Annotated in this window: 26 protein-coding genes; 10 read left to right on the top strand and 16 right to left on the bottom strand. The window is 69.2% G+C overall.

Features of this window, described 5'->3' with window-relative positions; all coding sequences use genetic code 11:
• Nucleotides 1-338: 338 nt before the first annotated feature.
• Nucleotides 339-1,970 carry a phospholipase D-like domain-containing protein gene (locus tag FZ938_RS07420; protein WP_149197947.1) on the top strand — a complete coding sequence of 544 codons (1,632 nt, stop codon included), beginning with the start codon at nt 339-341 and terminating at the stop codon, nt 1,968-1,970.
• Between the two features lie 45 nt (nt 1,971-2,015).
• Here FZ938_RS07420 and FZ938_RS07415 read toward each other — a convergent pair whose 3' ends face one another.
• From FZ938_RS07415 to FZ938_RS07405, 3 genes are all read right to left on the bottom strand, one after another.
• Entirely contained in the window at nt 2,016-2,786 is a 771-nt protein-coding gene (locus FZ938_RS07415) for an OmpA family protein (RefSeq protein ID WP_149197946.1), read from the bottom strand.
• Complete coding sequence (locus FZ938_RS07410; RefSeq protein WP_149197945.1) at nt 2,783-3,373, bottom strand: DUF4398 domain-containing protein; 591 nt, start codon at nt 3,371-3,373, stop codon at nt 2,783-2,785. Before FZ938_RS07410 ends, FZ938_RS07415 begins: the two co-directional genes overlap by 4 nt.
• Before the next feature lie 152 nt (nt 3,374-3,525).
• The gene (locus FZ938_RS07405) at nt 3,526-4,173 is read right to left on the bottom strand and encodes a DedA family protein (RefSeq protein ID WP_149197944.1); all 648 of its coding nucleotides are present in this window, start codon (nt 4,171-4,173) and stop codon (nt 3,526-3,528) included.
• Between the two features lie 151 nt (nt 4,174-4,324).
• On the opposite strand from FZ938_RS07405, the gene FZ938_RS07400 reads away from it, so the two are divergent.
• The 3 genes from FZ938_RS07400 (at nt 4,325) to FZ938_RS07390 (ending at nt 5,840) form a co-directional block, all read left to right on the top strand.
• Nucleotides 4,325-4,996, top strand: a complete 672-nt coding sequence (locus FZ938_RS07400; protein WP_149197943.1) for an NnrU family protein — start codon at nt 4,325-4,327, stop codon at nt 4,994-4,996.
• A gap of 111 nt (nt 4,997-5,107) precedes the next feature.
• Nucleotides 5,108-5,542 (top strand): CBS domain-containing protein, encoded by a 435-nt coding sequence (locus FZ938_RS07395; RefSeq protein ID WP_149197942.1) that lies wholly within the window; start codon nt 5,108-5,110, stop codon nt 5,540-5,542.
• 31 nt (nt 5,543-5,573) lie between these two features.
• Nucleotides 5,574-5,840, top strand: coding sequence for a DUF2934 domain-containing protein (locus FZ938_RS07390; protein WP_149197941.1), 267 nt, complete (start codon nt 5,574-5,576; stop codon nt 5,838-5,840).
• 27 nt (nt 5,841-5,867) lie between these two features.
• Here FZ938_RS07390 and FZ938_RS07385 read toward each other — a convergent pair whose 3' ends face one another.
• From FZ938_RS07385 to FZ938_RS07375, 3 genes are all read right to left on the bottom strand, one after another.
• Complete coding sequence (locus FZ938_RS07385; protein WP_149197940.1) at nt 5,868-6,704, bottom strand: cold-shock protein; 837 nt, start codon at nt 6,702-6,704, stop codon at nt 5,868-5,870.
• 173 nt (nt 6,705-6,877) lie between these two features.
• Complete coding sequence (locus tag FZ938_RS07380; RefSeq protein WP_149197939.1) at nt 6,878-7,063, bottom strand: hypothetical protein; 186 nt, start codon at nt 7,061-7,063, stop codon at nt 6,878-6,880.
• A 70-nt stretch (nt 7,064-7,133) separates the two neighbouring features.
• A complete protein-coding gene (locus FZ938_RS07375) occupies nt 7,134-7,715 on the bottom strand; it encodes a hypothetical protein (protein ID WP_149197938.1) in 582 nt (193 codons plus the stop codon).
• A 193-nt stretch (nt 7,716-7,908) separates the two neighbouring features.
• On the opposite strand from FZ938_RS07375, the gene FZ938_RS07370 reads away from it, so the two are divergent.
• Nucleotides 7,909-8,859 carry a DMT family transporter gene (locus tag FZ938_RS07370; RefSeq protein ID WP_149197937.1) on the top strand — a complete coding sequence of 317 codons (951 nt, stop codon included), beginning with the start codon at nt 7,909-7,911 and terminating at the stop codon, nt 8,857-8,859.
• A 23-nt stretch (nt 8,860-8,882) separates the two neighbouring features.
• Here FZ938_RS07370 and FZ938_RS07365 read toward each other — a convergent pair whose 3' ends face one another.
• The 7 genes from FZ938_RS07365 to FZ938_RS07330 all read right to left on the bottom strand — a co-directional run bounded on the left by FZ938_RS07365 (nt 8,883) and on the right by FZ938_RS07330 (nt 17,072).
• Complete coding sequence (locus FZ938_RS07365) at nt 8,883-11,414, bottom strand: hybrid sensor histidine kinase/response regulator (protein WP_149197936.1); 2,532 nt, start codon at nt 11,412-11,414, stop codon at nt 8,883-8,885.
• Nucleotides 11,415-11,574: 160 nt separating this feature from the next.
• Nucleotides 11,575-12,225, bottom strand: a complete 651-nt coding sequence (gene maiA, locus FZ938_RS07360) for a maleylacetoacetate isomerase (protein ID WP_149197935.1) — start codon at nt 12,223-12,225, stop codon at nt 11,575-11,577.
• Nucleotides 12,226-12,275: 50 nt separating this feature from the next.
• Nucleotides 12,276-12,980, bottom strand: coding sequence for an ABC transporter ATP-binding protein (locus FZ938_RS07355; RefSeq protein ID WP_149197934.1), 705 nt, complete (start codon nt 12,978-12,980; stop codon nt 12,276-12,278).
• A gap of 14 nt (nt 12,981-12,994) precedes the next feature.
• Nucleotides 12,995-13,819, bottom strand: coding sequence for an ABC transporter ATP-binding protein (locus FZ938_RS07350; protein ID WP_149197933.1), 825 nt, complete (start codon nt 13,817-13,819; stop codon nt 12,995-12,997).
• Nucleotides 13,816-14,763 (bottom strand): branched-chain amino acid ABC transporter permease, encoded by a 948-nt coding sequence (locus FZ938_RS07345; RefSeq protein ID WP_149197932.1) that lies wholly within the window; start codon nt 14,761-14,763, stop codon nt 13,816-13,818. Before FZ938_RS07345 ends, FZ938_RS07350 begins: the two co-directional genes overlap by 4 nt.
• 13 nt (nt 14,764-14,776) lie before the next feature.
• The gene (locus FZ938_RS07340) at nt 14,777-15,652 is read right to left on the bottom strand and encodes a branched-chain amino acid ABC transporter permease (protein ID WP_109156963.1); all 876 of its coding nucleotides are present in this window, start codon (nt 15,650-15,652) and stop codon (nt 14,777-14,779) included.
• 253 nt (nt 15,653-15,905) lie between these two features.
• Complete coding sequence (locus tag FZ938_RS07330) at nt 15,906-17,072, bottom strand: ABC transporter substrate-binding protein (RefSeq protein ID WP_149197931.1); 1,167 nt, start codon at nt 17,070-17,072, stop codon at nt 15,906-15,908.
• 447 nt (nt 17,073-17,519) lie between these two features.
• On the opposite strand from FZ938_RS07330, the gene paaX reads away from it, so the two are divergent.
• The 4 genes from paaX (at nt 17,520) to FZ938_RS07310 (ending at nt 21,569) form a co-directional block, all read left to right on the top strand.
• Nucleotides 17,520-18,464, top strand: a complete 945-nt coding sequence (paaX, locus tag FZ938_RS07325) for a phenylacetic acid degradation operon negative regulatory protein PaaX (protein WP_149197930.1) — start codon at nt 17,520-17,522, stop codon at nt 18,462-18,464.
• A 125-nt stretch (nt 18,465-18,589) separates the two neighbouring features.
• Nucleotides 18,590-19,075 carry a BLUF domain-containing protein gene (locus FZ938_RS07320; protein ID WP_149197929.1) on the top strand — a complete coding sequence of 162 codons (486 nt, stop codon included), beginning with the start codon at nt 18,590-18,592 and terminating at the stop codon, nt 19,073-19,075.
• Nucleotides 19,076-19,324: 249 nt separating this feature from the next.
• Nucleotides 19,325-20,353 carry a hypothetical protein gene (locus FZ938_RS07315; protein WP_149197928.1) on the top strand — a complete coding sequence of 343 codons (1,029 nt, stop codon included), beginning with the start codon at nt 19,325-19,327 and terminating at the stop codon, nt 20,351-20,353.
• Nucleotides 20,354-20,516: 163 nt separating this feature from the next.
• A complete protein-coding gene (locus tag FZ938_RS07310; protein ID WP_149197927.1) occupies nt 20,517-21,569 on the top strand; it encodes a 2Fe-2S iron-sulfur cluster-binding protein in 1,053 nt (350 codons plus the stop codon).
• A 16-nt stretch (nt 21,570-21,585) separates the two neighbouring features.
• On the opposite strand, the gene FZ938_RS07305 is transcribed toward FZ938_RS07310, so the two are convergent.
• The 3 genes from FZ938_RS07305 to FZ938_RS07295 form a co-directional block, all read right to left on the bottom strand.
• Nucleotides 21,586-23,667: a methyl-accepting chemotaxis protein gene (locus FZ938_RS07305; RefSeq protein ID WP_149197926.1), complete on the bottom strand. Its 2,082-nt coding sequence runs from the start codon at nt 23,665-23,667 to the stop codon at nt 21,586-21,588.
• Nucleotides 23,668-23,949: 282 nt separating this feature from the next.
• On the bottom strand, nt 23,950-24,966 hold the full coding sequence (locus FZ938_RS07300) for a fumarylacetoacetate hydrolase family protein (protein WP_149197925.1): 1,017 nt from the start codon (nt 24,964-24,966) through the stop codon (nt 23,950-23,952).
• Between the two features lie 64 nt (nt 24,967-25,030).
• On the bottom strand, nt 25,031-26,155 hold the full coding sequence (locus tag FZ938_RS07295) for a homogentisate 1,2-dioxygenase (RefSeq protein ID WP_149197924.1): 1,125 nt from the start codon (nt 26,153-26,155) through the stop codon (nt 25,031-25,033).
• Nucleotides 26,156-26,325: 170 nt separating this feature from the next.
• Here FZ938_RS07295 and FZ938_RS07290 point away from each other — a divergent pair, with 170 nt between their 5' ends.
• A complete protein-coding gene (locus FZ938_RS07290) occupies nt 26,326-26,883 on the top strand; it encodes a MarR family winged helix-turn-helix transcriptional regulator (protein WP_149197923.1) in 558 nt (185 codons plus the stop codon).
• Nucleotides 26,884-26,892 lie beyond the last annotated feature (9 nt).

Raw genomic sequence — 26,892 nt, 5'->3', positions numbered from 1 at the left:
TCTTCCGAAATGAGGCTAACGTCGCGCCTTGAGCCGCTTCGCGACTTCCGGCATGCGCCTCGCGTCTTTCACCGGTTTAGAACAGGACAGCACGAACTTGGTTTCGGTCTTCGCCTGTTCTTTTTTTGGGAAACCTGCGGCAAAGGCGTACCGCACCGGTCTCCTTCGGCGAGATACGGAAGCCCAGCCGGCCATGCGGGAACAACGCGCCCGCACCGGGGTTCAAGCCGCGAGGCGGAAGGTCCCAGGCATTCCTTCCGATGCGCAGTCGCGGCACCCGATACCGCATGCAAAACCGCCGCCCACAATCCCGCCGCCCACAATCCCGACGTGCCCCGATGAAGCTCAACTCCTCCGCCCTTCCCGCCGACACCGCCGAGCCCGGACCACCACGGTCGGCAACCGGCCCGGTGCTCCGCCCCGGCCTTACCTGCTGGCGGACTGAGCGGGCCGGGCGGGTGGCGGTGCTGGTCGACGGCGACGACTATTTCGTCGCGGCCCGCGCCGCAATGGAGCGGGCACGGCAGTCGATCCTGCTGGTCGGCTGGGACATCGACCCGCGCATGCTCCTCGATCCCGACAGCCGGGAGACGCTGGGCCGCTTCCTCGCCCGGCTGATGCGCAGGAACGCCGGCCTGCATGTGCGGGCGCTGAAATGGGACATGCCCTTTCCCATCGCGCTGGACCACCCGCACGAACCGCTGGAACGGCTGGACCGCAGCACCGGCCGCCGGCTGACCGCCCGGCTGGACGGCGAGTTGCCGATCGGCGCCGCCCAGCACCAGAAGCTGCTGGTGATCGACGACGCGCTGGCCTTTTGCGGCGGGATCGACTTCTCCTTCGACCGCTGGGACACGTCCGAGCATCGCGACGACGACCCGCGCCGCCGCTGTCCGAACGGCCAGCCCTATGGCCCGCGCCACGACGTGATGATGATGGTCGACGGCGATGCCGCCCGCGCGCTCGGCGAACTGGCGCGGGAGCGCTGGCGCAGCGCCACCGGCGAGGCGCCGGAGCCCTGTCCTCCCCCCGATCTGGACTCCTCCGATCAAGATCCCTGGCCGGACTGCCCCCTGCCCGACTGCACCCACCCGATCCTCACCGACGCGCAGGTCGGCGTGTCGCGCACCGTGCCGGCGACCGCCGAGCGACCGGCGGTCCGCGAGAGCGAGGCGCTGACCTTCGCCGCCATCGCCGCGGCGGAGCGGACGATCTATCTGGAAAACCAGTATTTCGCCTCCGCCCGCGTCGCCGAGGCGCTGGCCCGCCGCCTGGCCGAACCCGACGGGCCGGAGGTGGTGCTGGTGGTATCGATGGAAAGCCCGAGCTGGTTCGACCGCATGGCGATGGACACGCCGCGCTCGGTCGCCTTGCGCTGCCTGCGCGAGGCCGACCGCTTCGGCCGGCTGCGTGCCCTGACCCCGGTGACGGAAAAAGGCCAGCCGGTGATCGTCCATTCCAAGGTGGTGGCGGTCGACGGCCGGCTGCTGCGCATCGGTTCGTCCAACCTGAACAACCGGTCGATGGGCTACGACACCGAATGCGACCTGACCATCGAGGCTCCGCAGGAGGAAGGATCGGAGCGGGACCGGGCGGAGGTCGCCATAGAGGGCGTCCGCAACCGCCTGCTGGCCGAGCATATGGGCATCGGGCAGGACCGGCTGGAGGCGGAGATCGGGAAGACCGGCAGCGTGGTGGCCGCCATCGACCGGCTGTGCCGGCCGTCCGGCCGCCGGCTGGCGGATTTGCCGGCCAGCGATCCCAGCCTGACCGAACAGGCCTTCGCCGCCCTGCGCATCGCCGACCCGGACGACCCGGACGAGGCCTGGGCGCCGTGGAAGCGCCTGCCCTCGCCGCCGCGCTCCGCCCTGCGGGCCGGCGCCGCGGCATTGCTGACGGCCGGGCTGGCTGCCGGGGCCTGGGGTGTCTTTCGGGCCATGCAGGCAAAAAAACACCCCCCGCACGACTGACGCCTGCGCGGGGGGCGGGGACCTGAAGGGGGACGCGCGGAGCCCTTACCGCGTCTCCGCGACCCTGCCGTCGTCGGAGATGACGATCTCGACGCGGCGGTTCTGCTGGCGGCCGGCGTCGTTGCTGTTGCTGGCGACCGGCTGCGCCTCGCCCATGCCCTGGGTGACGATGCGCGACGGCGAGACGCCGCGGGCGGTCAGCGCGTCGCGGACGGCGTTGGCGCGTGCCTCCGACAGGCGCAGGTTGGTGGCGTCGCTGCCGGTGTTGTCGGTATGGCCCTCGATCCGGATGGTGCGGCCGGGCTGCGCCTGCAGGAAGCGGGCGAGCCGATCGACGCGGTCATAGGCGCCGGGGGTAAGCTCCGCCCGGCCGGTGGCGAACAGGATGTCGCCCAGCGTCATGACCAGCCCGCGCTCGGTCCGCTGCGCCTGCAGGTCGCGCAGCTGCTGCTCAAGCTCCGTGTTGCGGGCCTGGAGACGGTAGGTGTCGGCGTTGGCGACCACGGTCTGGGCGCCCTTCACCCCGGCCGTCTCCTGGGCGATCTGCACCCGGCGGCTGGCGATGTAGGCCTGATGGTCGACCTCGGCGGCGTCGGCACCCTGGTCGCGCAGCGCCTCGGCCCGGCGCAGCGCCTGCTCGGCGTCGCGCAGCTGCAGCGGGGCGTTGCCGGCGACCTGCGGATTGGCGGCGGCGAGGCTGTAGTCCTGGCGCGCCTGGGTCAGGGCGGCGCTGTCGGTCGGCGGGGTGGCGCAACCGGCCAGCCCTAGGCCCAGCCCGGCCAGCACGAGGATGGTGCGGGGAGCGAACGCGGTCATTGACGCACCTCCGGATAGCTGTAGCCCCAGCTGTTGCCGCCGCTCGTGCCGCCAATGGTGCCGAGGGAGCCGGCCGGTGCGGGCGGAGCGGCAGGCGGAACGGCATTCGGAACGGTGGCCGGAGCCCCGTAGCTGGAGCCGCTCAGGTTGGAATCGCCGTAACCGGACGTGCCATAGCTCGACCCGCTGTAGACCGGGGCCGCGTTCGGCGCGGCAGCGGACTGCGGGGCGTTGGGAGTCGCGGACTTGCGGACTGCGGTGGCGGCCTGTTGCGTCACCGCGCGCTGCGCGGTCACCGCCGCCAGTTCGGCATCGACGCGGGCCTCTTCGGCGAGACGGCGGGCACGGGTGCGTTCGTCGGCACGCATCGCCTTGTCGGCGGCGGCCAGCTTGTCGCGGGCGCTCTGCAGCGCCACCGGGGCGTATTGCAGGGCGTTGGCGCGCTCGGCCTCCTGCACCGCCTGGGAAGCGGCGCCGAGCTGGGCGGTGGGCGGCGGCACGTCGGAAGCGCAGGCGGCCATGCCGAGCGCCGCCGACAGCACGGCGGCGGCTCGCCACCGGATCGTCATTGCGGATTTGCGGGTCATCGGATCGGTTCCTTTCGGATCGGGCTTCACGCCGGAAACCGGGGTCTGGCCGGAAGGCCATGTCCTTCTGGACAACGTCCTTTCGGGCCATGTCCTTTCGGGGATGTCTCGCGCCACAAACGCGCAAGGCAGGGAGAAGGTTCCGCAGGCATTCAACCGCCGCCTGGAAGCTCGCTGCGCGCCGCCCGGCGTTCCTCCCGACGGCTGTCACGGCGGTGGCGCACCAGCCGCAGCACATAGGTCCCCAGCAGGACGATGAACAGCACCAGCGTCGCCGGCACCATCCAGTCGGCGACCCAGGGGAAGCCCACCCGCACCAGATAGCCGGTGGAGGCCAGCACCAGCGACCACAGCGCCGCCCCGGCGGCGGCATAGAGCAGGAACACCCCCATCGGCAGCCCGCAGGCCCCGGCGGGAACGGAGATCAGCGTGCGCAGCCCCGGCAGCGGCTGGCACAGCAGCACGGCGAGGCCGCCGCGCCGGGCGAACCATTCGGTGGCGCGGTGGACCTGCTCCGGCTTCACCGTCAGCCAATGGCCGTGGCGGCGCAGGAAGGCCTCGAACCGCTCGCGCCCCATCCAGTGCGCCGGCAGATACCACACCAGTTCCCCGACGGCGGATCCCGCCCCGGCGGCCAGCGCCACCAGCAGCAGGTTGAACTCCCCCGTCGCGGCGCCCATGCCGGCCAGCGGGATCACCGTCTCCGCCGGCACCGGCGGCAGCACGCGGGCCAGGATCAGCATCAGGAAGATGCCGAGATAGCCGAACTGCTGCACGATCTGGATGATCCACTCGGTCATGGTGTCCACAGGGGTCGGGGGTCCACAAGGGTCGGGGGATGAGCCGGTCTCCACCTGTGAACCGCGCGGGCCATGCGGGCGTTCCCCATTTCCCGTCTTCTTGACTCCAATCAAGGCGGGGGTCGTTCGCCCACGGTTTAGTGTCTCCATCATGACCGCATCCCTCACCCTCGCCGCCGCCCTGCTGTTCCTCAGCCATGCCCTGCCGTCCTGGCCGGGGGTGCGGCCCGCCCTGATCGCCCGGCTCGGCCGCGGCGGCTTCGCGACGATCCATTCCATCGGCTCCCTGGTGACGCTGGCCCTGTTCGTGCTGGCCTACCGCGCCGCCGACGGCGGGGATGTGGTGTTCACCCCCTTCGACTGGGCGGCGCCGCTGGTGGCCGTGGTGATGCCCATCGTCTTCCTGCTGCTGGTCGCCCGCGTCACCACCCGCTTCGGCAGCCAGAGCGAGCCGAACCCGCCGCGCGGCGTCTACCGCCTGACCCGCGCGCCGGGCAGCCTGGCGCTGCTGCTGTGGGCGCTGGCCCATCTGAACGCCACCGGCGACGGGCGCCGCGTGCTGCTGTTCGGCACCATGGCGGCCATCGCCCTGTTCGCGCTGGTGAAGAACGAGATCGTGCTGCGCCGAAGCCCCGGCGGCCGCGCCTTCCAGGCGGAGACCTCGCTGCTGCCGCTGGCGGGACCGCAGGGCTGGCGCGGGACCTTGCGCGGACTGGCGGAGATGGGACCGGCGCGGCTGGCCGGCGGGCTTGCCGCGTATGGGGGCATGCTGATGCTGCACCCCCTGCTCTTCGGGGTGGATCCACTCTACTGGATAGGTTGAGCGGGACGGCGGACCGGCGCATCTGTTGGGGACGGGACAGGAGTACCGCACCCCTCCGCCATCGTGCCCGATGCCACCGTGCCCTCCGCCACTGTACCAGGAAACTCCCGCATGAAAATCCGCGAGATCATGACCCGCGATGTGCAGACGGTACGGCCCGACGACAGCATCCGCCGGGCCGCGCAATTGATGGACCAGTTGAACGTCGGCATCCTTCCCGTCTGCGACGGGCGGGATCTTGTCGGCGTGGTGACCGACCGCGACATAACCGTCCGGGCGATTTCCGCCGGGAAGCAGCCCGACCGCTGCAAGGTGTCGGAGGTGATGACCGCCAACCCGCGCTACTGCTACGAGGACGACCCGGTCGGCAGCGTGGCCGAACTGATGGCCGGGCAGCAGGTCCGGCGGGTGCCGGTGGTGGACCGCAACGACCGGCTGACCGGCATCGTCTCGCTGGGCGACCTTGCCACCGATGCCAAGAACGACCGCGTGGTTCAGGACGCGCTGGAACGGATTTCCTCCCCCTCCCAGCCGGACCGGACCTGACGGCCCCCTTCAGCAACTGGAGCCGACCATCATGGAACACAATCTGGGTCCCAACGACCCGCGGGTCCGTGAACGGGCCTATCAGCTTTGGGAACAGGAAGGGCGGCCCGACCACCGCCATCTCGACCATTGGGCGCAGGCCGTGCGCGAGATCGAGGAGGAGGACCGCCGCAACTCCGGCGGCCCCCATGTCAACAGCCCGGAAGCCGGACTGGCGGTCCCGGACGACGTCGCCGCCCGCAACCAGCGGGAAGCGGCGGCGCATCTGGGCCAGTCCTCGGTGCCGTCGGACAGCTGACGGCAGGTTATGAAGCGGTGGAGGCGGTCACTCGATCTTGAGGCTGACCGCTTCCATCCCCTTTTCGCCCTGACGGATGGTCATGCGCACGCGCTGCCCGTCGTCCAGGCCGCGCAGGCCGGCGCTTTCCAGCGCACGGGCGGGAATGAAGACGTCGCGCCCGCCGTCGTCGGGCTGCGCGAAGCCATAGCCCTTGCCGCCGTTGAACCACTTCACGGTCGCGCCCACCTCGCTGGTCGGGCCGCTGGCCTGCGGCGGGCGCGGGCCGCGATCCTGGCCCCGGCCCTGGAAGCCGCCACGGTCCTGGAAGCCCCGATCTTGGAAGCCCCGATCCTGGCCGCGATCCGGCCCACGGCCCTGGAAGCCGCCGCGGTCGCCGCCCCGATCACCGAAGTTGCGGTCGCCGAAGTTGCGCTCACGCGGACCGCCGGCATCGCGGCGCGCCCCAAATCCGCGATCACCGGCCCCGCGATCACTGGGCCCACGATCGCCAAACCCGCGATTCCCACGGTCGCCGAAGCTGCGCTCACCGCCCCGATCGCCACCCCGATCACCAAAGCCACGGTCGCGCGCCTGCGGACGGGCGGGAGCGGCGGTGGAGAGATCGACGGAATGCAGGACGCTGACCTGCTGGCCCTTGCGGTCCTCGACGATGTCCACGACGACGGTGGCGCCGTCAGGCAGGGTGGTGTGGCCGGCGGGAACGACGAGCGAGGCCGGCAGCAAAGCGTCCTTGCCGCTGTCTCCGACCTTGACGAAGCCGTAGCCGCGTTCGGGGTTGAACCATTTAACGGTGGCCGTCACCTGGGTGGCGACGACGTTGGGCTGGCGAAAGACGTGGCTGCGGGGCGGCTGATTGTGCATGGGAAACCCGAACTCCGGCAAACAGAAGCGGCGCCCATGCCGGCCATCTTCTGGACCGGCGGACGCCAACCCCTGACACATCGCCCGTCCGGGCGCTCTTGGCAAGTCGGGACCGCTCCGAATAGGCCGGACGGGCTGGGAAATCGCATCTTTGACGCCCGTGCGGGCGGACGTCAGCCCATCAGGCGGTCCATAAGACGGTCAGGCACCGGCGGCGGTTCGCGCGGCGGAACCGGGATCGGTCCCGGCGGCTCCCCCAGCGGCGGGCGCGACGGATCGCCCGGCACCGGCATCGGCTCGCCGGGCACGGGCGGCTCGCGCGGCGGCGAGGGCGGATAGGGTCCAAGCCTTGACGTCATGCATCGCTCCTTGAAGTTCAGAGAACTAGTTCAGAGAACTGGTCGCGGTTCAGAGAACCGGCGGCTCGGGTCAGCCGCCATGGCCGCCGGGTGCCGTCCGCGACAGGCGGCGGGCGTCGTCGAGGCTGTTCATGCAGCGGGTCTCGTCGCCGTCGCGGGCAGCGCTGCGGGCGGCGGTGACCAGCGATTCCAGTTGGGCGTTCCGCGCCGCCTGCCCCATCATCCCGTCGACGCCGCCCGAACCGCCCGGCCCGCTGTCCGGCTTGGCGCGCGAATTGGCCTGGGGACCGACCGCAGGGGCGGTCGGCATGTTGCTGCCGATGGCCGGCGGTTGGATCACCGCCTGATCGCCGACGGCGGGCGGCGCCACCATGCCGCCGGACTGCGCCAACTCTCCGCTGCTGACGCCCGACCCCTGCTCGTCGCGCGGCGAGGAGCCGGACAGGCCGGGCGCGGCGGTGCCGGGAACGGCGACCGGCGGCGGTTCGGTCGAAAGGCCCTGGTCGGCGACGAACTGCTCCACCATCGCGGCGCAACCCGCCGGCGCGGCTCCTCCCGTCTGGGCCGCCGCCGGCCGGGCGCAGAGAAGCCCGGCCGCCACGAGCAGGGCAACGGGGGCGACGGTGCCAAGCCTCATGAAATCTGTCCGCATCGGTCGCGTGCTCCTCGTATCGGCAATGCCACAAGAGGCGTGTTCCGACGGAATCAACGGTGTGGGATAGGGCGCGGTTCCGGCGGACGGACGGAAGATCGGCCCGGCCATGCATCTTGCTCATTTCGCAGGCAGCGGGCGGCGGCTGTAGAGTGCTGGTCCCCCTCTTCAACCATCGGTCCGTATTTCCATCATGATCGCCAACATGGCCGCGCTGGGCGCGGCGCTGTGCTGGGCCGCGGGCGGCCTGATCGCCATCGGACCGGTGCGGGTGCTCGGCTCCATCGCCTTCAACCGCGTGCGGCTGACCATCGTCGCCACCGCCCTGCTGATCGCCACGACGCTGATGGGCGGCTGGCAGACGCTGGATACGGGATCTGCGCTGACGCTGGCGCTGTCGGGGCTGCTGGGGATCGTGGTGGGGGACATGGCGCTGTTCTGGTCGCTCAGCCGGCTGGGACCGCGCCGCAACGTGGTGATCTACGCCGCCAATGCGCCGCTGACCGCCCTTCTCGCCTATGCCCTGCTGGGAGAGGCGCTGGGGCCCTGGACCGTCCTGGGTGTGGCGCTGGTCACGCTGGGGGTGATGCTGGCGGTGGCTCTGCGCTCCGGCTCCACCCACAGCTGGGAGGCGATCCAGGGCAGCCTGCTGGCCGGCGTGTCGGTCTGCCTGCTGGCGGCGGTCGGACAGGCCGCCGGCTCGATCATCGCCAAGCCGGTGATGGCGGCGGGCGCAGACCCGATCGCCTCGGCCGCGGTGCGGGTCACCACGGCGGCGCTGATGTTCACGGCGATCGGCGCCCTGTCGGCGATCCGCGGCGGCGGCGCGGCGATGGCCGGCGGCGAGATGCCCGGCGGACGGTTCGGCGGGATGCTGGGCGGAATGCTGTTGCCGCGCGGGCTGACGCCGAAGCTGATGCTGCAGATCGCCGGCAACGGGCTGCTGGGCGTCGGGCTGGGGATGACCCTGCTGCTGGTCGGGCTGGCCCACGGCAATGCCGGGGTGGTCGCCACCCTGTCGGCCCTGAGCCCCGTCCTGATCCTGCCGATGATGTGGCTGCTGACGGGGCAGCGACCGGCGCTGGGCGCCTGGGTCGGCGCCGCGGTCGCCGTGGCGGGCGTAGCCCTGATCGTCAACCGCTGATCGTCAACCGTTGGAAGAGAGCTTCAGCGCGCCGTCTCCACCGCCACGCCCAGCGTGGGCAGCACCGCCTGGAGCGCGGCGGAGGCGCGGTTGACGGCGTCGCGCAGGTCCGCCTTCAGCATCGGCGCGTCCGGCCGCTCCTGCTCGCAAGCGTGCTGCAGCTTGCGGGCGATGCGCGACAGTTCCAGCAGGCCGACATTGCCGGCCAGCGACACCATGGCATGGGCGTCGGCCGCTGCGGCCTTCCCCGCCGCCGCCTCGCTGATGCGGTCGGCGCGCAGGGCCAGCTCGGCCAGCGTTCCGTTGACGAAGCGGGGCAGCACGTCGGCGCCCAGCGTTTCGGCCAGCGTTTCCAGCGTCGCGAGGTTCAGCACCGGCGGATTGTCGGAGACCGGAGCCACTCCGGCCAGCACGGCCGCGTCGTCCTGGGCACCATCCGCCCCGGCGTCGAGCCAGCGGTCGACCGCCGACAGCAGGGTGTCGCGCTCGATCGGTTTGGTCACATGGTCGTTCATGCCGACATCCAGGCAAAGCTGCAGCTGATCGGTCAGCGCGTTGGCGGTCAGCGCGATGATGGGCACGGCACCCCGCCGTCCGCCAAGCTGACGGATCGCCGCGGTCGCCTGCAAGCCGTCCATGCGTGGCATCTGCATGTCCATCAGGACGAGGTCGAACTCGCCCTTGCGCATCGCCTCGACCGCCAGCACGCCGTCCTCCACCACCTCGACCGTATGGCCGGCCTTGCAGAGGATGGAGGAGGTGACGATCTGGTTCATCGGCACGTCCTCGGCCAGCAGGATGCGGGCGCAGCGCGTCGCCGCGGCCTCCCGGCGTTCGGCGGCCAGCCCCGGTGCGGCGGCGACCGGCAGCGGCAGTTCGAACCAGAAGGTGCTGCCGACGCCCGGACTGCTCTGCACGCCGATCCGCCCGCCCATCAGCTCGGACAGCTGTTTCGAAATGATGAGGCCGAGCCCGGTGCCGCCATAGCGCCGGGTGGTGGAGCGGTCGCCCTGGCTGAAGCGCTGGAACAGGTTGGCCTTTTCGGCCGACGCGATGCCGGGGCCGGTGTCGCTGACGGAGAAGCGCAGCAGGACCGGCGCCCCCTCGCCGTCCTCCGCCGACAGCAGCCCGGCCGATACCAGAACCGACCCGCGTTCGGTGAACTTCACCGCGTTGCCGACGAGGTTCAGCAGGATCTGGCGGATGCGCGCCTCGTCGCCATGCACGAAGCGCGGCACCGTGCCTCCCAGCGACAGCTGCAGCAGCAGCCCCTTCTGCGAGGCGGCGTTGCTCATCAGGTCGCGGCAGTCGCGCAGCAGCCGGTGCAGGTCGAAGGGGCGTTCCTCCAGTTCCAGCTTGCCGGCCTCGATCTTCGAGTAATCCAGGATGTCGCCGATGATCGCCAGCAGCCCGCGCCCGGCCTCGCGCTGGAGCGCCACATACTGGCGCTGTTCGGCCGACAGGTCGGTGCCCAGCAGCAGGTCGGCGAAGCCGATGACGCCGTTCAGCGGCGTGCGGATCTCGTGGCTCATCGAAGCCAGGAACTCGGACTTCACGCGGTTGGCAGCCTCCGCCTCGGCGCGGGCGGCGGACAGCTCCTCCTCGTACCGCTTGCGCTCGGTCACGTCGCGGACGACGCCGACCACCACGAACTCGCCGTCGGCCCCCACCGTCGGGCGCATGCTGGATTCGACCCACAGGTAATGGCCGTCGCGGTGGCGCAGCCGATGGGTGAAGGTGACAGGCGGCGATCCCGGATTCATGCCGGCGAAGGCCGTCGCGGCGCTCTCCACATCGTCGGGGTGCAGCAGGGTTGCCGGGGCGCGGCCGACGATCTCCGCCGGATCATGGCCCAGGATGTCGCGCACCGACGGCGACAGATAGCGCACAGCCCCGTCCGCCTTCATCTCCAGGATCATGTCGGTGGCATTGTCGGCCAGCAGGCGGTAACGCGCCTCGCTCTCCCCCAGCCGCCGTTCGGCATCGTGCTGGCGCTGTTCGCGCAACAGCAGGCCGCCCAGGAACAGGGTGCCGAGCGGAACGATGGCCAGCAGCGGCGGTGCGGTGCGCTGGCCCACCTGCAGCGCCAGATCCAGGGTCGGCAGCAGCAGCAGGCTCAGCAGCGACACCAGCGTCAGCAGCAGGCCGAAGCCCAGCAGCGACACGACGCCGAGCGTCAATCCACGCCGCTTCACCCACATCGCGAAGCCGACGCCGGTCAGGAAGGACAGCAGCGCGTTGGCGACGCCGGCCTCCATACCCACCCCGCCCAGATAGAGGCGGTAGCCGGCGACCGTGGCGGCGGTGATGGCGGCGGACAGCGGGCCGCCGAACAGGGCGCTGAGCCCGATCAGCGGCGTGCGCGCGTCGATGAAGATGCCCGGCCCGATATGGATCGGGTGGACCATGGAGAAGAGGGCGGTCAGCGCCATCACCGCGCCGAAGACGATCTGGCGGGTGTTCAGCCCCCAGCCGTCGGAGCGGCGGATCAGGAAAGTGTAGGCGAGAACGACGAAGGCGCTTGCCGCGATGTTCTCGGCAAGGTCGTACGCCATCGAAGAAAAGTTGCCCAACATCGTCCGGCCGCCGCCCCCACCCGATTCCGGTTACCTCTATACCACGGAAGGGTGTCGCGAAACCGCTAACACCAACGGGCGGGGATGTGATCTGCCGGGGACAAAAGGCGGGCGTGATGCCGACGTGGCGGGCGCCGGATCAGACCTCCGCGTCGGGCTGGCGGTCGGGCGCGGCGGCGGCGAAGGCCGGCAGGGCGCGGCAGGCCTCGTCGATGCGCAGCAGGGTGGGATAGCCGTCCAGCGGGCAGTCGAGCCGGCGGGCGTTCGCCATCTGCGGCACCAGCAGGATGTCGGCCAGTCCGGGTTCGTCGCCATGGCAGAAGCGTCCGGTGCGCGGATCGCCGGCCAGCTGCGCCTCCAGCGCAGTCAGCCCGACGGCGATCCAGTGCCGGTACCAGCCGTCGACCTCCTCCTGGCTGTGGCCCATCGTCTTCAGGCGGTTCAGCACCCGCAGGTTGTTCAGCGGATGGATGTCGCAAGCCACCGCCAGCGCCAGCGCCCGCACCCGCGCCCGGCCCAGCGCATCGGCCGGCAGCAGCGCCGGGGTGGGGTGCGTCTCGTCCAGATACTCGATGATGGCGAGCGACTGGGTCAGCACATGGTGCCCGTCCGGCCCGTCGACCTCCAGCGCCGGCACCAGATGCTCCGGGTTGAGGTCTGAATAGGGCGGCTTGGCCTGCTCGCCCCGGCGCAGATGGACGAAGGCCTGCTCCGGCGCCAGCCCCTTCAGGTTCAGGGCGATGCGCACGCGATAGGCGGCGGAGGATCGGAAGTAGGTGTGGAGTTTCACGGGTTTGGGTCCGTTGAAGTGTCGCGGCGATGGTGTTGCGTCGGATCCTATCACAGCCCCAGATAAGCCTGCCGCACCCGCTCGTTGCTCAACAGCGCCGCGCCGCTGTCGCTCAGCACGATCTCGCCGGTCTCGATCACGTATCCGCGATCGGCGATGGCCAGGGCGGCGTGGGCGTTCTGCTCCACCAGCAGGATGGTCGTCCCCTCCCGCTTCAGCCGCTGCACGGCGTCGAAGATCTCCGCCACCAGCAGCGGCGCCAGCCCCATGCTGGGTTCGTCGAGCAGAAGCAGGCGCGGCTTCGCCATCAGCGCGCGGCCCAAGGCCACGATCTGCTGCTGGCCGCCCGACAGGGTGCCGGCGGGCTGGTCGCGCTTGACCTTCAGCACCGGAAACATCTCGTACAGCCGGTTGATGTCGTCATCCGGCTTGCCGCTGCCGCGGCGGTAGGCGCCGAGGCGGAGATTGTCCTCCACGCTCTGCGGACCGAACAGCTGCCGGCCTTCCGGCACCTGCACCACCCCTTCGGCGACGCGGCGCGACGCCTTCATCCGGGTGATGTCGCAGCCGTCGAAGGTGATGCGCCCGCTGCTGGCCGGGTGGACGCCGGACAGGGTGCGCAGCAGTGTCGTCTTGCCCGCGCCGTTGGCGCCGACCAGCGCCACCAGTTCGCCTTCCCGCACGGTCAGGCTGGCCGATTTCAGCGCGTGGATGCGGCCGTAATGGCTGTTGAGGCCCTCGATCTCCAGAAGCATGCTCCGCGCCTCCCTCACGGTGCCGCGCCGAGATAGGCGGCGATGACGTCCGCGTTGGCCGCCACCTCCTGCGGGGTGCCCTCGGCCAGCATGCGGCCCTGGTTCAGGGCGGTGATCCGGTGAGAGATTCCCATCACCATCTTCATGTCGTGTTCCACCAGGATGATGGTGACGCCGGTCGCGGCGACGGTCTTGATGACCTCGTCGATCTCGCGGCTTTCGGTGGCGTTCAGGCCGGCCGCCGGCTCGTCCAGCAGAAGCAGCTTCGGCTCCGACGCCAGCGCGCGGGCGATCTCCAGCCGTTTCAGCGCGCCGTAGGGCATGGAGGCGGCGTCGGCGTCGATGTATTTCTCCAGCCCGACGTCGGCCATCAGTTGCGCCGCCCGGTCCTTCGCCTCGCGGTCCTTGCGCACCAGCGACGGAAAGCGGAACAGCGCCGGCAGAAGCCGCGTGTTCAGGTGCAGGTGCCGCCCCACCATGACGTTCTCCAGCGCCGTCATGTTGAAGAAGATCTGCAGGTTCTGGAAGGTGCGCGACATGCCGCGGGCGGCCAGCCTGTAGGGCGCCATGCCCGACACGTCGGCCCCGTCGAACAGAACCCGGCCGCCCGACGGCTTGTAGACGCCGGTCACCAGATTGAACAGCGTGGTCTTGCCGGCGCCGTTCGGCCCGATGATCGAATGGATGTCGCCGGCCGCAACGGTGAAGCTCAGATCGCCGATGGCGAGCACGCCGCCGAACTCGCGGCTGAGATGCTCCACCTTCAGGATCGGCGGGCCGACGCGGCGGGCCTGGGACATGGTATCGGGGGAAAGATCAGTGGTCGCCAGCATCTTCATGCCCGCCTCCGCGCCGGGAGCAGCGCCGCCAGGGTGGGGAGAAGGCCCTTGGGCATGAACACCATCGTCGCCATCAGGATGCCGCCCAGCACGATCTGCTGGTAATCCTGGAAGACGGTCAGCGCCTGCGGCAGCAGCGTCAGCACCACGGCCCCCACCACCGCACCGAAGGTCGATGCCATGCCGCCGAACACCACCATGGTCACCAGCTCGATCGACTTGAAGAAGTCGGCCTTGGCCGGGGTGATCAGGCCGGCGTAATGGGCGAACAGGCTGCCGGCCACGCTGGCGAACACCGCCGAGACCACGAAGACCAGCACCTTGAAGCGGGCGGTGTCGACGCCGACCACCTCGGCCGCCACCTCCGACCCGTGGACGGCGCGGAGCGCCCGGCCCATCGGGCTGTCGATCAGGTTCAGCGACAGCCAGACCACGCCGATCAGCAGCACGCCGACCACCCAGTACCAGACCTTTTCGCCATACAGCTCAAAGCCGAAGATCTTGAACGGTTCCACCATCATGCCGTCCGGACCGCCGGTCAGCCCGCTTTCGGTGCGCAGCACGATCGACACGATGATGCCGATGCCCAAGGTCGCCATGGCGAGATAATGGCCCTTCAGCCGCAGGATCGGCTTGGCCACCAGGAAGGCCAGCAGCCCGACCACCACGGCGCCGGTCAGCAGCGCCAGGATCGGCGGCCAGCCATAGACGCCGACCAGCACGCCCGATGCATAGGCGCCGATGCCGAAGAAGCCGGCATGGCCCAGGCTGATCTGCCCGGCATAGCCGATCAGCAGGTTCAGCCCGACGCAGACCACGGCGTTGAAGCCGGCCAGGATGGCGATGTCGAGATAGAAGTTGTTGGGCAGGAAGGCCGGCAGGACCGCGATCACCGCGCCCAGTGCCAGAAGCCCGGTCAGCCGCCCGTGAAGGAGTGCGTTCATCGGAGATAAGTCCTTACACCCGTTCGGTGCCGCGCTTGCCGAACAGCCCGTTCGGCATGAAGAGAAGGACGGCCAGGATGATGACGAAGGCCACCGCATCCTTGTAGGCCGAGGAGATGTAGCCGGCGCCCAGCGCCTCCGCGACACCGACGATCAGCCCGCCGGCCACCGCGCCCGGCCCATGGCCGAGGCCGCCCAGAACCGCGGCGGTGAAGCCCTTCAGCCCCAGCATGATGCCCATCTCGGTGTAGGAGAAGGTGATGGGGGCGACCACCGCCCCGCCGATGGCGCCCAGCGCCGCCGACAGCGCGAAGGAGGCGAGCACCACCCGCTTCACGTCGATGCCGACCAGCTGTGCGGCCAGCCGGTTGTGCGAAGTGGCGAGGATCGCCTTGCCGGTCAGGGTCCGGTTGAAGAACAGGCCGATGGCGACGATCAGCACGGCGGCGGTGCCCACCACCCACAGCGACTGCGGCTGCATCGAGGCGCCGAGGAACTGGATCGGCGTCTCGCCGGAAAAGGCGTCCAGACGCTTGAAGTCCTTGCCCCAGACCAGCTCCGCGACGCCGCGCAGGAAGATCGAGGCGCCGATGGTGATGATGATGAGGGTAACGGTGGAGGCGTTGCGGGCGCGCTCGACCGCGAATTTCGCCACCAGCACGCCGACCAGCATGGCGCCGCCGCAGCCGATCAGGATCGCCAGCGGCAGCGGCACGCCCGAGGCCGTCAGCGTGGCCGACGCCATGCCGCCGATCATGATGAACTCGCCCTGGGCGAAGTTGATGACGTGGCTGGCGTTGTAGATGATCGAAAAGCCGAGCCCCGCCAGCGCATAGATCGCGCCGATGGTCAGCCCCGACAGCATGTATTGCAGCAGTTCCGCGAACATCGTTGGGTTCCTGATGTTCCTCTCCCGCGCACATTCCCCCTCTCCCCCCCGGGGAGAGGGTCGGGGTGAGGGGGAGGCATGGGGTGGATTGGTGGGGATGCGAAGCGTGGCAAATCAACAATCGCCACGCTGTGCATCCCCCTCACCCTAACCCTCTCCCCGCTTTCGGCGGACCGGGGGTCCGCCTGTCGCGTCAGCGCAAACAAAGTTTGCGCGTGAGCGGGGGGAGAGGGGATCCGAGCGGCGGATCGGTTTACTTCACCAGCGACCAGTCGCCTTGGCGGACCTCCACCATGTGGAAGGCGTCCAGCGTCAGGCCCATGTGGTCCTTCGGGCTCATGGTCACGGTGCCGCCGGTGCCGACATAACCCTTGGTCTGCTCGATGGCGTCGCGCAGCTTGGCCTTGTCGGTGCCGCCGGCGCGCTTCACCGCGTCCAGCGCGATCATCAGCCCGTCATAGGCATGGCCGGCGAAGGTCGAGACCTCCGAATTGAAGCTGTCCTCGTAGACCTTGGTGAACTCGGTCACGACCTTCTTCTGCGGGTCGCTGTCGGGCAGCTGGGCGGCGACGACCAGACCGGCGGCCGGCAGACGGACACCCTCGGCGGCACCGCCGGCCAGACGGATGTATTCCTTCGACGCGACGCCGTGCGACTGGTAGAGCGGCAGCGACATGCCGAGCTGGCGGTAGTTCTTGGTGACCACCGCCGGACCCTGGCCCAGGCCGAACACCAGAACCGCCTGGGCGGCCGCGGTGTTCTTGATCTTGGTCAGCTGCGCGGTGACGTCGGTGTCCTTGGCGCCATAGGTCTCGTCGGCGACCAGTTCGATCCCGCGCTCCTTGGCGACGGCGACGGTCTGCTCGCGGCCCGACTTGCCGAATCCGCTATCCTCCGACAGCAGCGCCAGCTTGGTCAGCCCGCGCTTCTTCATGTCCTCCATCACCTTTTCCGCGGCCATGCGGTCGGTGTGGGGGGTCTTGAACACCCACTTCTTCACCGGCTCCACGATCACCACCGCGCCGGCCAGCGAGATGAAGGGCACGCCGGCGCGCTCCACCAGCGGCACCGCCGCCATGGTCGCCGCGGTCGTGGTGCCGCCGACGATCACGTCGACGCCGTCGCTCTCGATCAGGCGCTTGGTGAAGGAAGCCGCCTTGTCGGCAGCGCCGCCGTCGTCATAGACGGTCAGCTGCACCTGACGGCCATCGACGCCGCCCGCCTTGTTGATGCGGTCGGCATACAGCTCCAGCACCTTCTTCTCCGGATCGCCGAGGAAGGAGGCCGGGCCGGTGGCCGAGATGATGGCGCCGACCTTGATCGGGTCCGCGGCCTGTGCCGCCCCGGACAGCAGGCCGGACACCGCCGTCATGGCGGTCATGGCGGTGAAGGCGATGGTGGCAAGCAGGCTTTTGCGCATGATGTCCTCCCGAGTGCTGCCCACCTTGTCACCGGATCGGGCGGCGGCCCGGTCCCGGTGCGGCGGGATGATTTGCTTCACATAATGTTTCAAACGAAATGATTGCGGAAGAAAAATTTTCGCGGGCGTGACCACAATCGAAGTACGGATGTTGCGGTCCGCCTCCCCTTCCCTTTGCGATCCCTCCGGCTCGCGCCCCGGGAATCGTCATTTCGTTTTATGACACAAATTTACTTTGGGAACCCAACCTAGTGTATCACATTAATGATTGTCAAACGGAAAGTCCGGATTGCCTCCTATCGGCCGCCGGCCCGGCTTCCGCCCCGGTCGCCCACGCTGTCGTGGCACTGGCCCAACCGGCACCGGGTTTCGTATACAACTCCGTCGTGCCGTCTCGTTCCGATCCGCCCGCATCACAAGCCGCACCCATAAGGACGCCCCACCCGCATGGCCCGCCCGCGCCGCCCCGAAGACCTTGCCGCCCAGCTGACCGAAGCCATCGCGCCACGGGCGAAGTCGCTGATCATCACCGTCTATGGCGACGCGGTGCTGCCGCATGGCGGGTCGCTGTGGCTGGGCAGCCTGATCGAGCTGATGGGGCTGTTCGGGATGAGCGAGCGGATCGTCCGCACCTCGGTCTTCCGGCTGGGCAAGGACGACTGGCTGACCAACACCCAGATCGGCCGGCGCAGCTTCTATCGCGTCACCGACAGCGGGAAGGAGCGCTTCGCCGCGGCGGAACGGCGGATCTACGCGCCGCTGGCCCGCGAATGGGACCGCGGCTGGGACCTGCTGATGGTGCCGCCCAATGCGCTGGACGCCGAGACGCGCGACGCCCTGCGGCGGGAGCTGACCTGGCAGGGCTTCGGCGCCGCGTCGGCCACCGTCTACGCCCATCCCAACTGCGACGAGGCGGCGATGCACCGCTCGCTGGCCGAGTTGGGAGTCGCCGACAAGATCGTCCACATGAAGGCCAGCCTGGACCGGGCGGAAGGGTTCGGCGCGTTGCGCGATCTGGTGCGCGGTTGCTGGGACATCGACCAGCTCGAACACGACTATGCGGCGTTCCTGGATCACTTCCGTCCGGTCTGGGCGGCGATCGACGCCGCCGAGGCCCCGGACCCCGCCGCCTGCTTCGTCCTGCGCACGCTGATGATCCACGACTTCCGCCGCATCCTGCTGCGCGACCCGATGCTGCCGCCCGACCTCCTGCCGGCGGACTGGCCGGGCCAGGAATCGCGGATGCTGACCCGCAACCTCTACCGCCGCCTCGCCGGCCCCTCGGAATCCTTCCTGATGCAGGCGGCGACCACCGCCAACGGACCGCTGCCCGATGCCCAGCCCGCCTTCCACGGCCGGTTCGGCGGTCTGGAGACCATACCGGTGGGCTGACCAGCGATCTGCGACAATGGGCGCCCGTAGGGGCTGCCCCTTAGGACCAAAGTTCATACATAAAATGCAAGACATCGCGTTAAGCTTGGCTCGTCATCCGACCGACCATCACCGGAACGCCGCCCATGCTGACCATCGTCTACCGCAGCGAGGCCGCCGACCGGCTGCCCTACAGCGCCCTTGCCGACATCTGCCTGTTCAGCGCCCGCAAGAACCGCGAGCTGGGCGTCACCGGTTTCCTGGTGGAGTTCGAGGGCATCTTCCTGCAGGTGCTGGAAGGCGAGCCGGATGTGGTGGAGACTCTTTTTGCCCACATCGCCGCCGACACGCGCCACACCAAGGTCGAGCTGCTGCTGCGTGAAACCACGGTCGGGCAGCCCAACTTCGGCTTCTGGGCGATGAATTTCGGCCCGCTCGACACCCCGACCTTCTGGCAGGCGGTCTTTGGCTCTCCGGTTCGGATCGAGGAGTTCCGCCGCCGCTCGCACGACGCCGATTTCGCGCTGGACGTCCTGGCACGGGCCTACATGCACGCCTGCATCGCCGCCGACGTCGATGCCGCGACACGCGATCTGGTGCGCGGCAACATCCCCTGTTTCGAAGCCGCCTGACCCCGGCGGGGTCAGGCCTTTCGATACCTCATCGTCGGATAAAATCAGCTTTGCGAACGAATTGATCTGGATCAATTCGGCGCATTCGCATGCATTCCCCTTTGAAATCAGGAGGTTGGCATCATTTTCCGGGCCGCACAACGTGATACAGATACCGTTGATGATCTCAAATTTCTGTGTCATATAAAGACCACAGGGCGCCGATGGTAATGTGAGCGCCCGCGGAATGCCCCCGGAGGAAACGCCCCTATGTCCAAGGACTACACCCCCATCGCCAACACGATGGAGTTCCCCCCCGCCACGCCGCAGCCGAACGTCTATCCGCTGTCCTGGGTGTCGCAGACCAAGAAGCTGGAAGAGGTCTACGCCGCCGCCCAGCGCGAGAACTGGGACCCGGCCAAGCTGCCCTGGGACAGCTTCGACGTGTCGCGCTACAGCTGGGAGGAGCGGGAGGCCATCGCATATTGGTGGACCATCCTGTCGGTGTTCGACGCGTCGGCCCCGCCGGTCTTCGCCCATGCCCTGATCAAGACCTACGAGGTGCATGAGGAGGACCCGGTCCGCCGCTGCTTCTTCTCCGTCACCCGCGACGAGCAGAACCACGAGCAGATGTGCGGTCTGGCCATCACCAAGCTGCTGGAGGCCACCAGCCCGCTGACCTACGAGCCGAAGACCGACCTCGGCCGCCGGCTGCAGAAGAACGCGCACTGGCTGTACTACAACGGCGGGCGCTATTGGGACGGCTACAAGAAGGCGGTTCCGAAATACTCGCTGGCTGTTCTGTTCAGCTCCTTCCTGATGGGCGAGATCGCGGCGGCGACCATCTTCCACCAGATGGCGGCCGGCTGCAGCGAGCCGGTGTTCAAGGAAGCCTTCCGCAACATCGGCCGTGACGAAGGCCGCCACATGGCGATCTGCATGTCGGTGATGGAGCGCGACTATCCCCATCTGGCGGTGGAGGACCGGTCGATCATCACCAAGCAGATCCGCGCCGGCTACCTGTTCCTGTCCGCCGTGCTGTTCGAACCGCCGCCCCAGTTCTGGGACCTGCCGGAAGACTTCATCGCCACCCAGCGCGAGGCCGAGGCCATCGCCCGCAACGCCGGTTTCCACATCCCGGATTACGAGGCGAAGAAGGAGAACTGGCGCAACGCCATGCTGAACCTGAAGGGCGTGCTGGACCGCTACAACATCCCGTTCCCGGCGATCCCGGAAGTCGGCATCACCGGCGAGGAAGTCCGGGACGTCGACATGGACGAGATCATCCCGGTGTTCTGAGGCGCCGGCCCAGTCGCCCCCACCCTAACCCTCCCCCGCTGGGCGGGGGAGGGAACTGCCGCCACTCTCCCGAACAAGCACTTGCTCCCTCCCCTGCGAAGCGGGGGAGGGTCGGGGTGGGGGCAAGTGTTCCCCGATCGATCAATTCCCAAGGATCCCCCCGGTGAGCCGCATCCGCCTCCACCCCTCGGGCCGCACGGTCGAGTGCCGTGACGGCGAGACCGTCCTGTCGGCGCTGGAACAGGCCGGCTACGCCCTGCCCAACAATTGCCGCGCCGGCGCTTGCGGCGAATGCAAGGTCAAGGTTCTCAGCGGCCAGTTCGACCAGGGCATGGTGCTGGACATGGCGCTGTCCCAGCCCGAGCGTAAGGACGGCTATGGCCTGATGTGCATGGCCAAGCCGATTTCCGACGAGCTGGTGATCGAATACGGCACCGCCGACGCCCAGCCCAAACTGTTCCCGCCGCGCGAGAACGTGCTGTTCATCGTCACCGACCGCATCCCGCGCACGCCCCGCATCGTCGAGCTGCGCCTGCGCCCGCTGGGCCAGCCACTGCGCTACTGGCCGGGCCAGTATGTGATGCTGGGCGATGCCGCAGCCGGCGCGCCGCCGCGCTGCTATTCCATCGCCAACGCGCCCCGCCCCGATGGCGAGATCGTGCTGCAGGTGACCCGCGTCGACGGCGGCCCGACCAGCGGCTGGATCCACGACACGCTCACCGTCGGCAGCATGGTCAAGCTGTCCGGCCCCTACGGCACCTTCATCGGCGACCCGTCGGTGGACAGCCCGGTGCTGTGCATGGCCGCCGGCTCCGGCCTCGCCCCCATCCTGGCGCTGACCGACGCGGCGCTGCGCCGCGGCTACCGCCCGCCGGTGACCCTGCTGTTCTCCGCCTGCACCCAGGCCGATGTGTACGAGTTGGGGCTGCTCAGCTACTGGCAGGCCAAATACCGCAACTTCAAGGTCAAGGTGACCCTGACGCGCGAGGATGCGCCCAACCATTTGAAGGGCCGCATCCCCACCATCCTGCCCGACCTGTTCCCCGACCTGTCCGGCCACGCCATCTTCACCGCCGGCAGTCCCGCCTTCGTCGAATCCTGCGTCACCGCCGCCCGTTCGCTCGGCGCCAGGGACGACCAGATCCACAGCGAAGGCTACGTCTCGCAGCACATTCCGGAGACGCTGCCGGCCGACCGGCTGATGGCGGTCGGCTGAGACGGACGGACCAGCCTCACGCCTTGTGGACGCCGGCGATGAAGCCGTCGATCTCGCGGCTCAGGTCCTTCGACTGTCCGGCAAGCGCGGCGGCGGCGGCGAGAAGCTGATCGGCCGCCGCCCCGGTCTCCCCGGCGCCGGCCCGGATGTCACCCATGCCGCCGCTGACCTCCTGCGCCCCGTCGGCGGCCTGGATCACGCTGCGGGCGATCTCCTGGGTCGCCGCCGCCTGCTGGTCCACCGCCGCGGCGATGCCGGACGCGATGCGGCTGACCTGGGCGATGGTTTCGCTGATGCCCTGGACGGCGGTGACCGCCTCCTGCGTGGCGTCGCGGATGCCCTTGATCTGGCCGACAATGTCCTCGGTCGCCTTGGCGGTCTGGTTGGCGAGATTCTTGACCTCCGACGCCACCACGGCGAATCCCTTGCCGGCCTCTCCCGCGCGCGCCGCTTCGATGGTGGCGTTCAGCGCCAGCAGGTTCGTCTGCCCGGCGATGGAGTTGATGAGTTCCACCACCGCGCCGATCCGCTCGGCGCTTTCCGCCAGCACGACGACGGCCTCGTCGGCCCGTCTGACGTCGGTCACCGCCGCGTCGGCGATGCGGGCGGATTCCCCGACCTGCCGGCCGATGTCCTGAACGGACGCCGACAGTTCCTCCGTCGCGGCGGCGGCGGTCTGCACATTCTCCGCGGCGGCGCGGGCGGAAGCCGCCACCTGCTCCGACCGGCCCAGGCTCTGGTCGGCGATGCCGGTCAGGCCGCGCGCGGTCGATTCCAGTTGCTGGGCGGCCGACGCCAGCGCGCCGGTCAGTCCGCCGACCCGCTGCTCGAACCCTTTCTGCAGATCGGCGAGCGCCGCGGCGCGAACCTCCTTGGCCTGCCAGTCGGCCTTCTGCTGATGGTCCAGCTCGCGGGCGCGGACCAGCCCCTCCTTGAACACCTCGACCGCGCGGGCCATGCCGCCGGCCTCGTCGTCGCGGTCGGCGCCGGGCACCGCCGTCTCCAGATCGCCGGCCGCCAGCCGGGTCATCGCCCCGGTCAGCGACGCCACCGGACGGGCGATGCCGTCACCAACCTTCCATGCCACCAGACAGCCGAGCGCGACGCAGCCCAGGCTGACCAGCATCGTCAGCAGGGTCAGCCGGTTGGCGTCGGCCATCACGCTGGACTGCGGCGCCGCCACCATGAAGGACCAGACGCCATCGGCGCCGGCGAAGCGGATCGGCGCCAGCCGCAGATAATGCGGCGCGCCGTTCAGCGCCACGATGCCGTCGAAGGCCCGCCCCTCGGCCACGGCGCGGCGGGCGGTTTCCGGCAGATCGTCGGCGGGCTTGGACAGCCGACCGCCGTCGGGATGGGCGACATAGAGGCCGGAGCCGGTCAGCACCGCCGCGTAACCGTCGCCATAGGGCTTCACCGCACGCACCAGGTCGGTCAGGCCGGTCAGCGCCATATCGACGCCGGCCACGCCGATGACGCGCCCGTCCTTGCCGCCGTCCATCACCGGGGCGGCGGCGCTGGTCATCAGCCGCTTGGTGAAATCATCGAGATAGGGTTCGGTCAGCACCGCCTTGCGCACGGTGGCGGCCGCCTTGTAGTACTCCTTCTCCTGCACGTCGGAGAAGGGATAGCCCTCGCTGTCGTCGGCCTGAACCCCCTTGTCCCCCGGCAGCCAAAGCAGGCTCATCCGCCCGGTCTTCGGCAGCCCGAGGATCTCGGTCGTCCGGTCATGGGCGGCGAAATCCCGATCGAGCCCGTCGAATCCGTCGTCGGACATGTCCACCCATACACCGGCATAGAGCGGATTGGCCTCCGCCGTCCGGCGCAGATAGCGGTTCACCGTCTCGCGCCGCGGACGTCCGGTGGACCGCTCCACCTCCACCAGCGCCGCGGTGGCGCTGGCGGCGTTCAGGGCGGTGGACAGATCGGCAGCGACCTGGGCGCCGTGGCGGTCGGCCGTCTCGGCGGCGAGCAGCACGGCCGCATTGTGCGCGGCGTCGCGCGTCAGAACCAGCGACACCGCCGTAACCGCGGTCGCCCCCACCGCCAGCACGGCGGCCACGCCGATGATGATCTTCGTCCTGAAATTGGCCTTCATCGCGACACCGTCGTCCGGTCCGCCCAAAGTTCCGGAATGAACGGAAAGGCGGTACCAAATGGGGAAAGGGGGCCACCTTATATTCGATAATGACCGTCTGACATGCCGATTTTTGCGATTCCAGGACAGGTCGTTCAATTATCCCAGCAACTGTGGATCGTGATACCAACGGCCGGACGAATTGCTGCAAATGCGAAAAGGGCGCCTGCGGAATGCTTGCACACCCCGCCGACGCCCTCATCTCAGCCAGCAGACCCGGCTGCAGATCGGACCGCTGCCGCCTTACGGCCCCTCGTACCGCACCACCTGCTGGTCGATGGCGCCGAACACGCTGGCGCCGTCCTTGTCGAACAGCTCGATCCGCACGCGGTCGCCGAAGCGCATGAAGGGGGTCTTCGGTGCGCCATGCTCGATGGTTTCGATCATCCGCAGCTCGGCGAGGCAGGAATAACCGACGCCGCCGGCCGCGACCGGCTTGCCGGGGCCGCCGTCCAGCTTGTTCGACACGGTGCCCGACCCGATGATGCTGCCGGCCGCCAGATTGCGGGTCTTGGCGGCATGCGCGATCAGCGTCGTGAAGTCGAAGGTCATGTCGACCCCGGCGTCCGGCTTGCCGAAGGCTTCGCCGTTCAGCGTCGTCACCAGCGGCCGGTGCAGCTTGCCGCCGTCCCAGGCGTCGCCCAGCTCGTCCGGCGTCACCGCGACGGGGGAGAAGCTGGAAGCCGGCTTGGACTGGAAGAAGCCGAAGCCCTTGCCCAGTTCCGCCGGGATCAGGTTGCGCAAGCTGACGTCGTTGACCAGCATCAGCAGCCGGATCTGACCGCGCGCCGCCTCGGCCGAAACGCCCATCGGTACGTCGCCGGTGATGACGGCGATCTCCGCCTCGAAATCGATGCCCCAGGCCTCGGTCGCCGCCGGAATCGGGTCGGTCGGCGCCAGGAAGCCGTCGGAGCAGCCCTGATACATCAGCGGATCGGTCCAGAAGCTGGGCGGCATCTCCGCCCCCCGCGCCTTGCGGACCAGCTCCACATGGTTGACGTAGGCCGACCCGTCCGCCCACTGGTAGGCGCGCGGCAGCGGCGAGGCCGCCTCGGCCGGGTCGAAGGGCTGACCGGCCGCCGGATCGGCGTTCAGCGCGCGATAGGCCTCCTCCAGCTTCGGCGCCAGCGCCGTCCAGTCGTCCAGCGCCGCCTGCAGCGTGCGGGCGATGTCCGGCACCGGAGCGGCGCGGGTCAGGTCGCGCGACACCACGACCAGGGTGCCGTCGCGCCCGCCCGCTTTCAAACTTGCCAGCTTCATTGGTCTCTTCCCTTCCTGAAATTTCAGCGTGCGGCAGCCTTGGCCCTTGTTTTCGGGTGGCCGCTCATTTCGCCTTCCAGCTGTCGGCGTAGCCGCCCCACTCGACGCCTTCCATCGCCTGATAGACGTCCAGCGGATCGCGGGTGTCGATCATCACCGCGACCTCGTCGGTCTCCTTGCGCTCGAACTTCTGCGCCACCTCGTAGGCCTTCGGGTGCGGCCCGTGCGGGAAGCCCGAGGGGTGGTAGGTCACCATGCCCGGATGGATGTTGTCGCGCGAGAAGAACTGGCCGCGGTGATAGAACAGCACCTCGTCGAAATCCTCGTTGGAGTGATAATAGGGCAGCTTCAGCGCCTCCGGGTCCGACTCGATCGGCCGCGGCACGAAGGTGCAGATGATGAAGCGCCCTGCGATCCAGGTGCTGTGCGCCGAGGGCGGCAGGTGGTAGCGGTGGCTCATCAGCGGCCGGATGTCGCGCCAGTTCAGCCGCACCGGCGCCAGATCGCCGTGCCAGCCCACCGCGTCCAGCGGGTTGAACGGATAGGTCATGGCGCAGAGCTGCCCGCGCTTCTTGACCCGGACCAGGGTCTCGCGCTCGTTCTTCTGCGCCTGGAAGGCGTCGTCCAGCGCCGGGACGTCCAGCACCGCAGGATCGAAGATGGCGTGGGTGCCGACCAGCCCCTTGTGCGGCAGCTTGTAGGCGTCGTTGGTGGCCTCCACCATCAGCACCATCACCGCCTCGTCCGTCTCCAGCCGCCAGCAGGTGTTGCGCGGCAGCACGACATAGTCGCCCTCGCGCACCTCCAGATGGCCGTAGTCGCAATAGAGATGGCCGCCGCCCTGGTGGAAGAACAGCAGATCGTCGCCGTCGGCGTTGCGGACCAGATGGTCCATCTTGCCCTTGAAGCGCCACAGCCGCACCTGGGTCGCCCCGTTGCCCATCAGGGCCGGCGCCTCCAACGGGCAGCCGGGCATATGGTCCACATGGTTCAGGTCGAAGGCGCGCGGGCGCAGCGGTCCGTCGAAGCTGGTCCAGCCGGTCGGCGGGTGGGCGTGGTGCATCTGGGTCGCCGGGCCGAAGAAGCCCTCGCGCCCCATCTCGCGCTCGTAAGTGCCGGCGGGGAGCCGGACATGGGCCTGACGCGACGCGGTGCCCTCGACCTTCGGAAACGAAATCCAGTTCTTCATTGGCGCTTCCCCACTCAATACCGTTGGGATGCCGCCGGCCCCATCCGCGACGGGCACCGGCAGGCTTGTTCCGTTGCCGCCATTTTAGTTTCGTTTGAAACTGTTGCAAGAGCCAAATTACAGCGCAGGATGGGGCCACCCGCGACCTTCATCACAGACGACGCCCGCCGATGCCGCCCGCCCGCCGTTCCAGCACCGCATCATCCAAAATCTCTGCGAAACCCGCAGCGGCGCCGGCCGACATCCCGGCGTTGCACCTGACGCGCTTCCTGCCCTACCGGTTGTCGGTGCTGGCCAACACGGTCAGCCACACGCTGGCCAAGCTGTACGAGAAGCGGTTCGGCATCACGATCCCGGAATGGCGGATCATCGCCGTGCTGGGCGGCGGCGAGACGATGAGCGCGGGCGAGATCGCGCAGCGCACCGCGATGGACAAGGTGCAGGTCAGCCGCGCCATCAGCCGCATGCTCGACTCAAGCCTGATCCTGCGCGAATCGGGCGACACCGACCGACGCAAGGCCCTGCTGACCCTGACGCCCAAGGCGCTGGCGATCTATGCGGAGATCGTGCCGATGGCCCTGACCTATGAGGAAGAAGTCACCGACGCCCTGTCGATCGACGAGCGGGCGCAGCTCGACACGCTGCTGTCGAAGCTCCAGGCCCGCGCCGACCAGTTGGCGGCCCGCCCGGCGCCGGTCGGCGCGCAGACGGAGCCGGTGGAGGAGTAGAAGGAGGGG

This window comes from Azospirillum oryzae, from assembly GCF_008364795.1.
In the GTDB taxonomy this organism is placed as follows: Bacteria; Pseudomonadota; Alphaproteobacteria; order Azospirillales; family Azospirillaceae; genus Azospirillum; species Azospirillum oryzae.
The sequence above is the reverse complement of the archived record's forward strand: the minus strand, read 5'-3'. Positions and strand labels throughout refer to the sequence as shown.

Coding starts and splice junctions, on each gene's coding strand:
- FZ938_RS07395 (WP_149197942.1), top strand. CDS start 5,108: ATGAAAATCCGCGAGATCATGACCCGCGATGTGCAGACGGTACGGCCC.
- FZ938_RS07315 (WP_149197928.1), top strand. CDS start 19,325: ATGTCCAAGGACTACACCCCCATCGCCAACACGATGGAGTTCCCCCCC.
- FZ938_RS07345 (WP_149197932.1), bottom strand. CDS start 14,763: ATGAACGCACTCCTTCACGGGCGGCTGACCGGGCTTCTGGCACTGGGC.
- FZ938_RS07320 (WP_149197929.1), top strand. CDS start 18,590: ATGCTGACCATCGTCTACCGCAGCGAGGCCGCCGACCGGCTGCCCTAC.
- FZ938_RS07340 (WP_109156963.1), bottom strand. CDS start 15,652: ATGTTCGCGGAACTGCTGCAATACATGCTGTCGGGGCTGACCATCGGC.
- FZ938_RS07380 (WP_149197939.1), bottom strand. CDS start 7,063: ATGACGTCAAGGCTTGGACCCTATCCGCCCTCGCCGCCGCGCGAGCCG.
- FZ938_RS07375 (WP_149197938.1), bottom strand. CDS start 7,715: ATGCGGACAGATTTCATGAGGCTTGGCACCGTCGCCCCCGTTGCCCTG.
- FZ938_RS07390 (WP_149197941.1), top strand. CDS start 5,574: ATGGAACACAATCTGGGTCCCAACGACCCGCGGGTCCGTGAACGGGCC.
- FZ938_RS07420 (WP_149197947.1), top strand. CDS start 339: ATGAAGCTCAACTCCTCCGCCCTTCCCGCCGACACCGCCGAGCCCGGA.
- FZ938_RS07300 (WP_149197925.1), bottom strand. CDS start 24,966: ATGAAGCTGGCAAGTTTGAAAGCGGGCGGGCGCGACGGCACCCTGGTC.
- FZ938_RS07350 (WP_149197933.1), bottom strand. CDS start 13,819: ATGAAGATGCTGGCGACCACTGATCTTTCCCCCGATACCATGTCCCAG.
- FZ938_RS07400 (WP_149197943.1), top strand. CDS start 4,325: ATGACCGCATCCCTCACCCTCGCCGCCGCCCTGCTGTTCCTCAGCCAT.
- FZ938_RS07415 (WP_149197946.1), bottom strand. CDS start 2,786: ATGACCGCGTTCGCTCCCCGCACCATCCTCGTGCTGGCCGGGCTGGGC.
- FZ938_RS07295 (WP_149197924.1), bottom strand. CDS start 26,155: ATGAAGAACTGGATTTCGTTTCCGAAGGTCGAGGGCACCGCGTCGCGT.
- FZ938_RS07405 (WP_149197944.1), bottom strand. CDS start 4,173: ATGACCGAGTGGATCATCCAGATCGTGCAGCAGTTCGGCTATCTCGGC.
- FZ938_RS07385 (WP_149197940.1), bottom strand. CDS start 6,704: ATGCACAATCAGCCGCCCCGCAGCCACGTCTTTCGCCAGCCCAACGTC.
- FZ938_RS07330 (WP_149197931.1), bottom strand. CDS start 17,072: ATGCGCAAAAGCCTGCTTGCCACCATCGCCTTCACCGCCATGACCGCC.
- FZ938_RS07305 (WP_149197926.1), bottom strand. CDS start 23,667: ATGAAGGCCAATTTCAGGACGAAGATCATCATCGGCGTGGCCGCCGTG.
- FZ938_RS07355 (WP_149197934.1), bottom strand. CDS start 12,980: ATGCTTCTGGAGATCGAGGGCCTCAACAGCCATTACGGCCGCATCCAC.
- FZ938_RS07290 (WP_149197923.1), top strand. CDS start 26,326: ATGCCGCCCGCCCGCCGTTCCAGCACCGCATCATCCAAAATCTCTGCG.
- paaX (WP_149197930.1), top strand. CDS start 17,520: ATGGCCCGCCCGCGCCGCCCCGAAGACCTTGCCGCCCAGCTGACCGAA.
- FZ938_RS07370 (WP_149197937.1), top strand. CDS start 7,909: ATGATCGCCAACATGGCCGCGCTGGGCGCGGCGCTGTGCTGGGCCGCG.
- FZ938_RS07365 (WP_149197936.1), bottom strand. CDS start 11,414: ATGGCGTACGACCTTGCCGAGAACATCGCGGCAAGCGCCTTCGTCGTT.
- FZ938_RS07410 (WP_149197945.1), bottom strand. CDS start 3,373: ATGACCCGCAAATCCGCAATGACGATCCGGTGGCGAGCCGCCGCCGTG.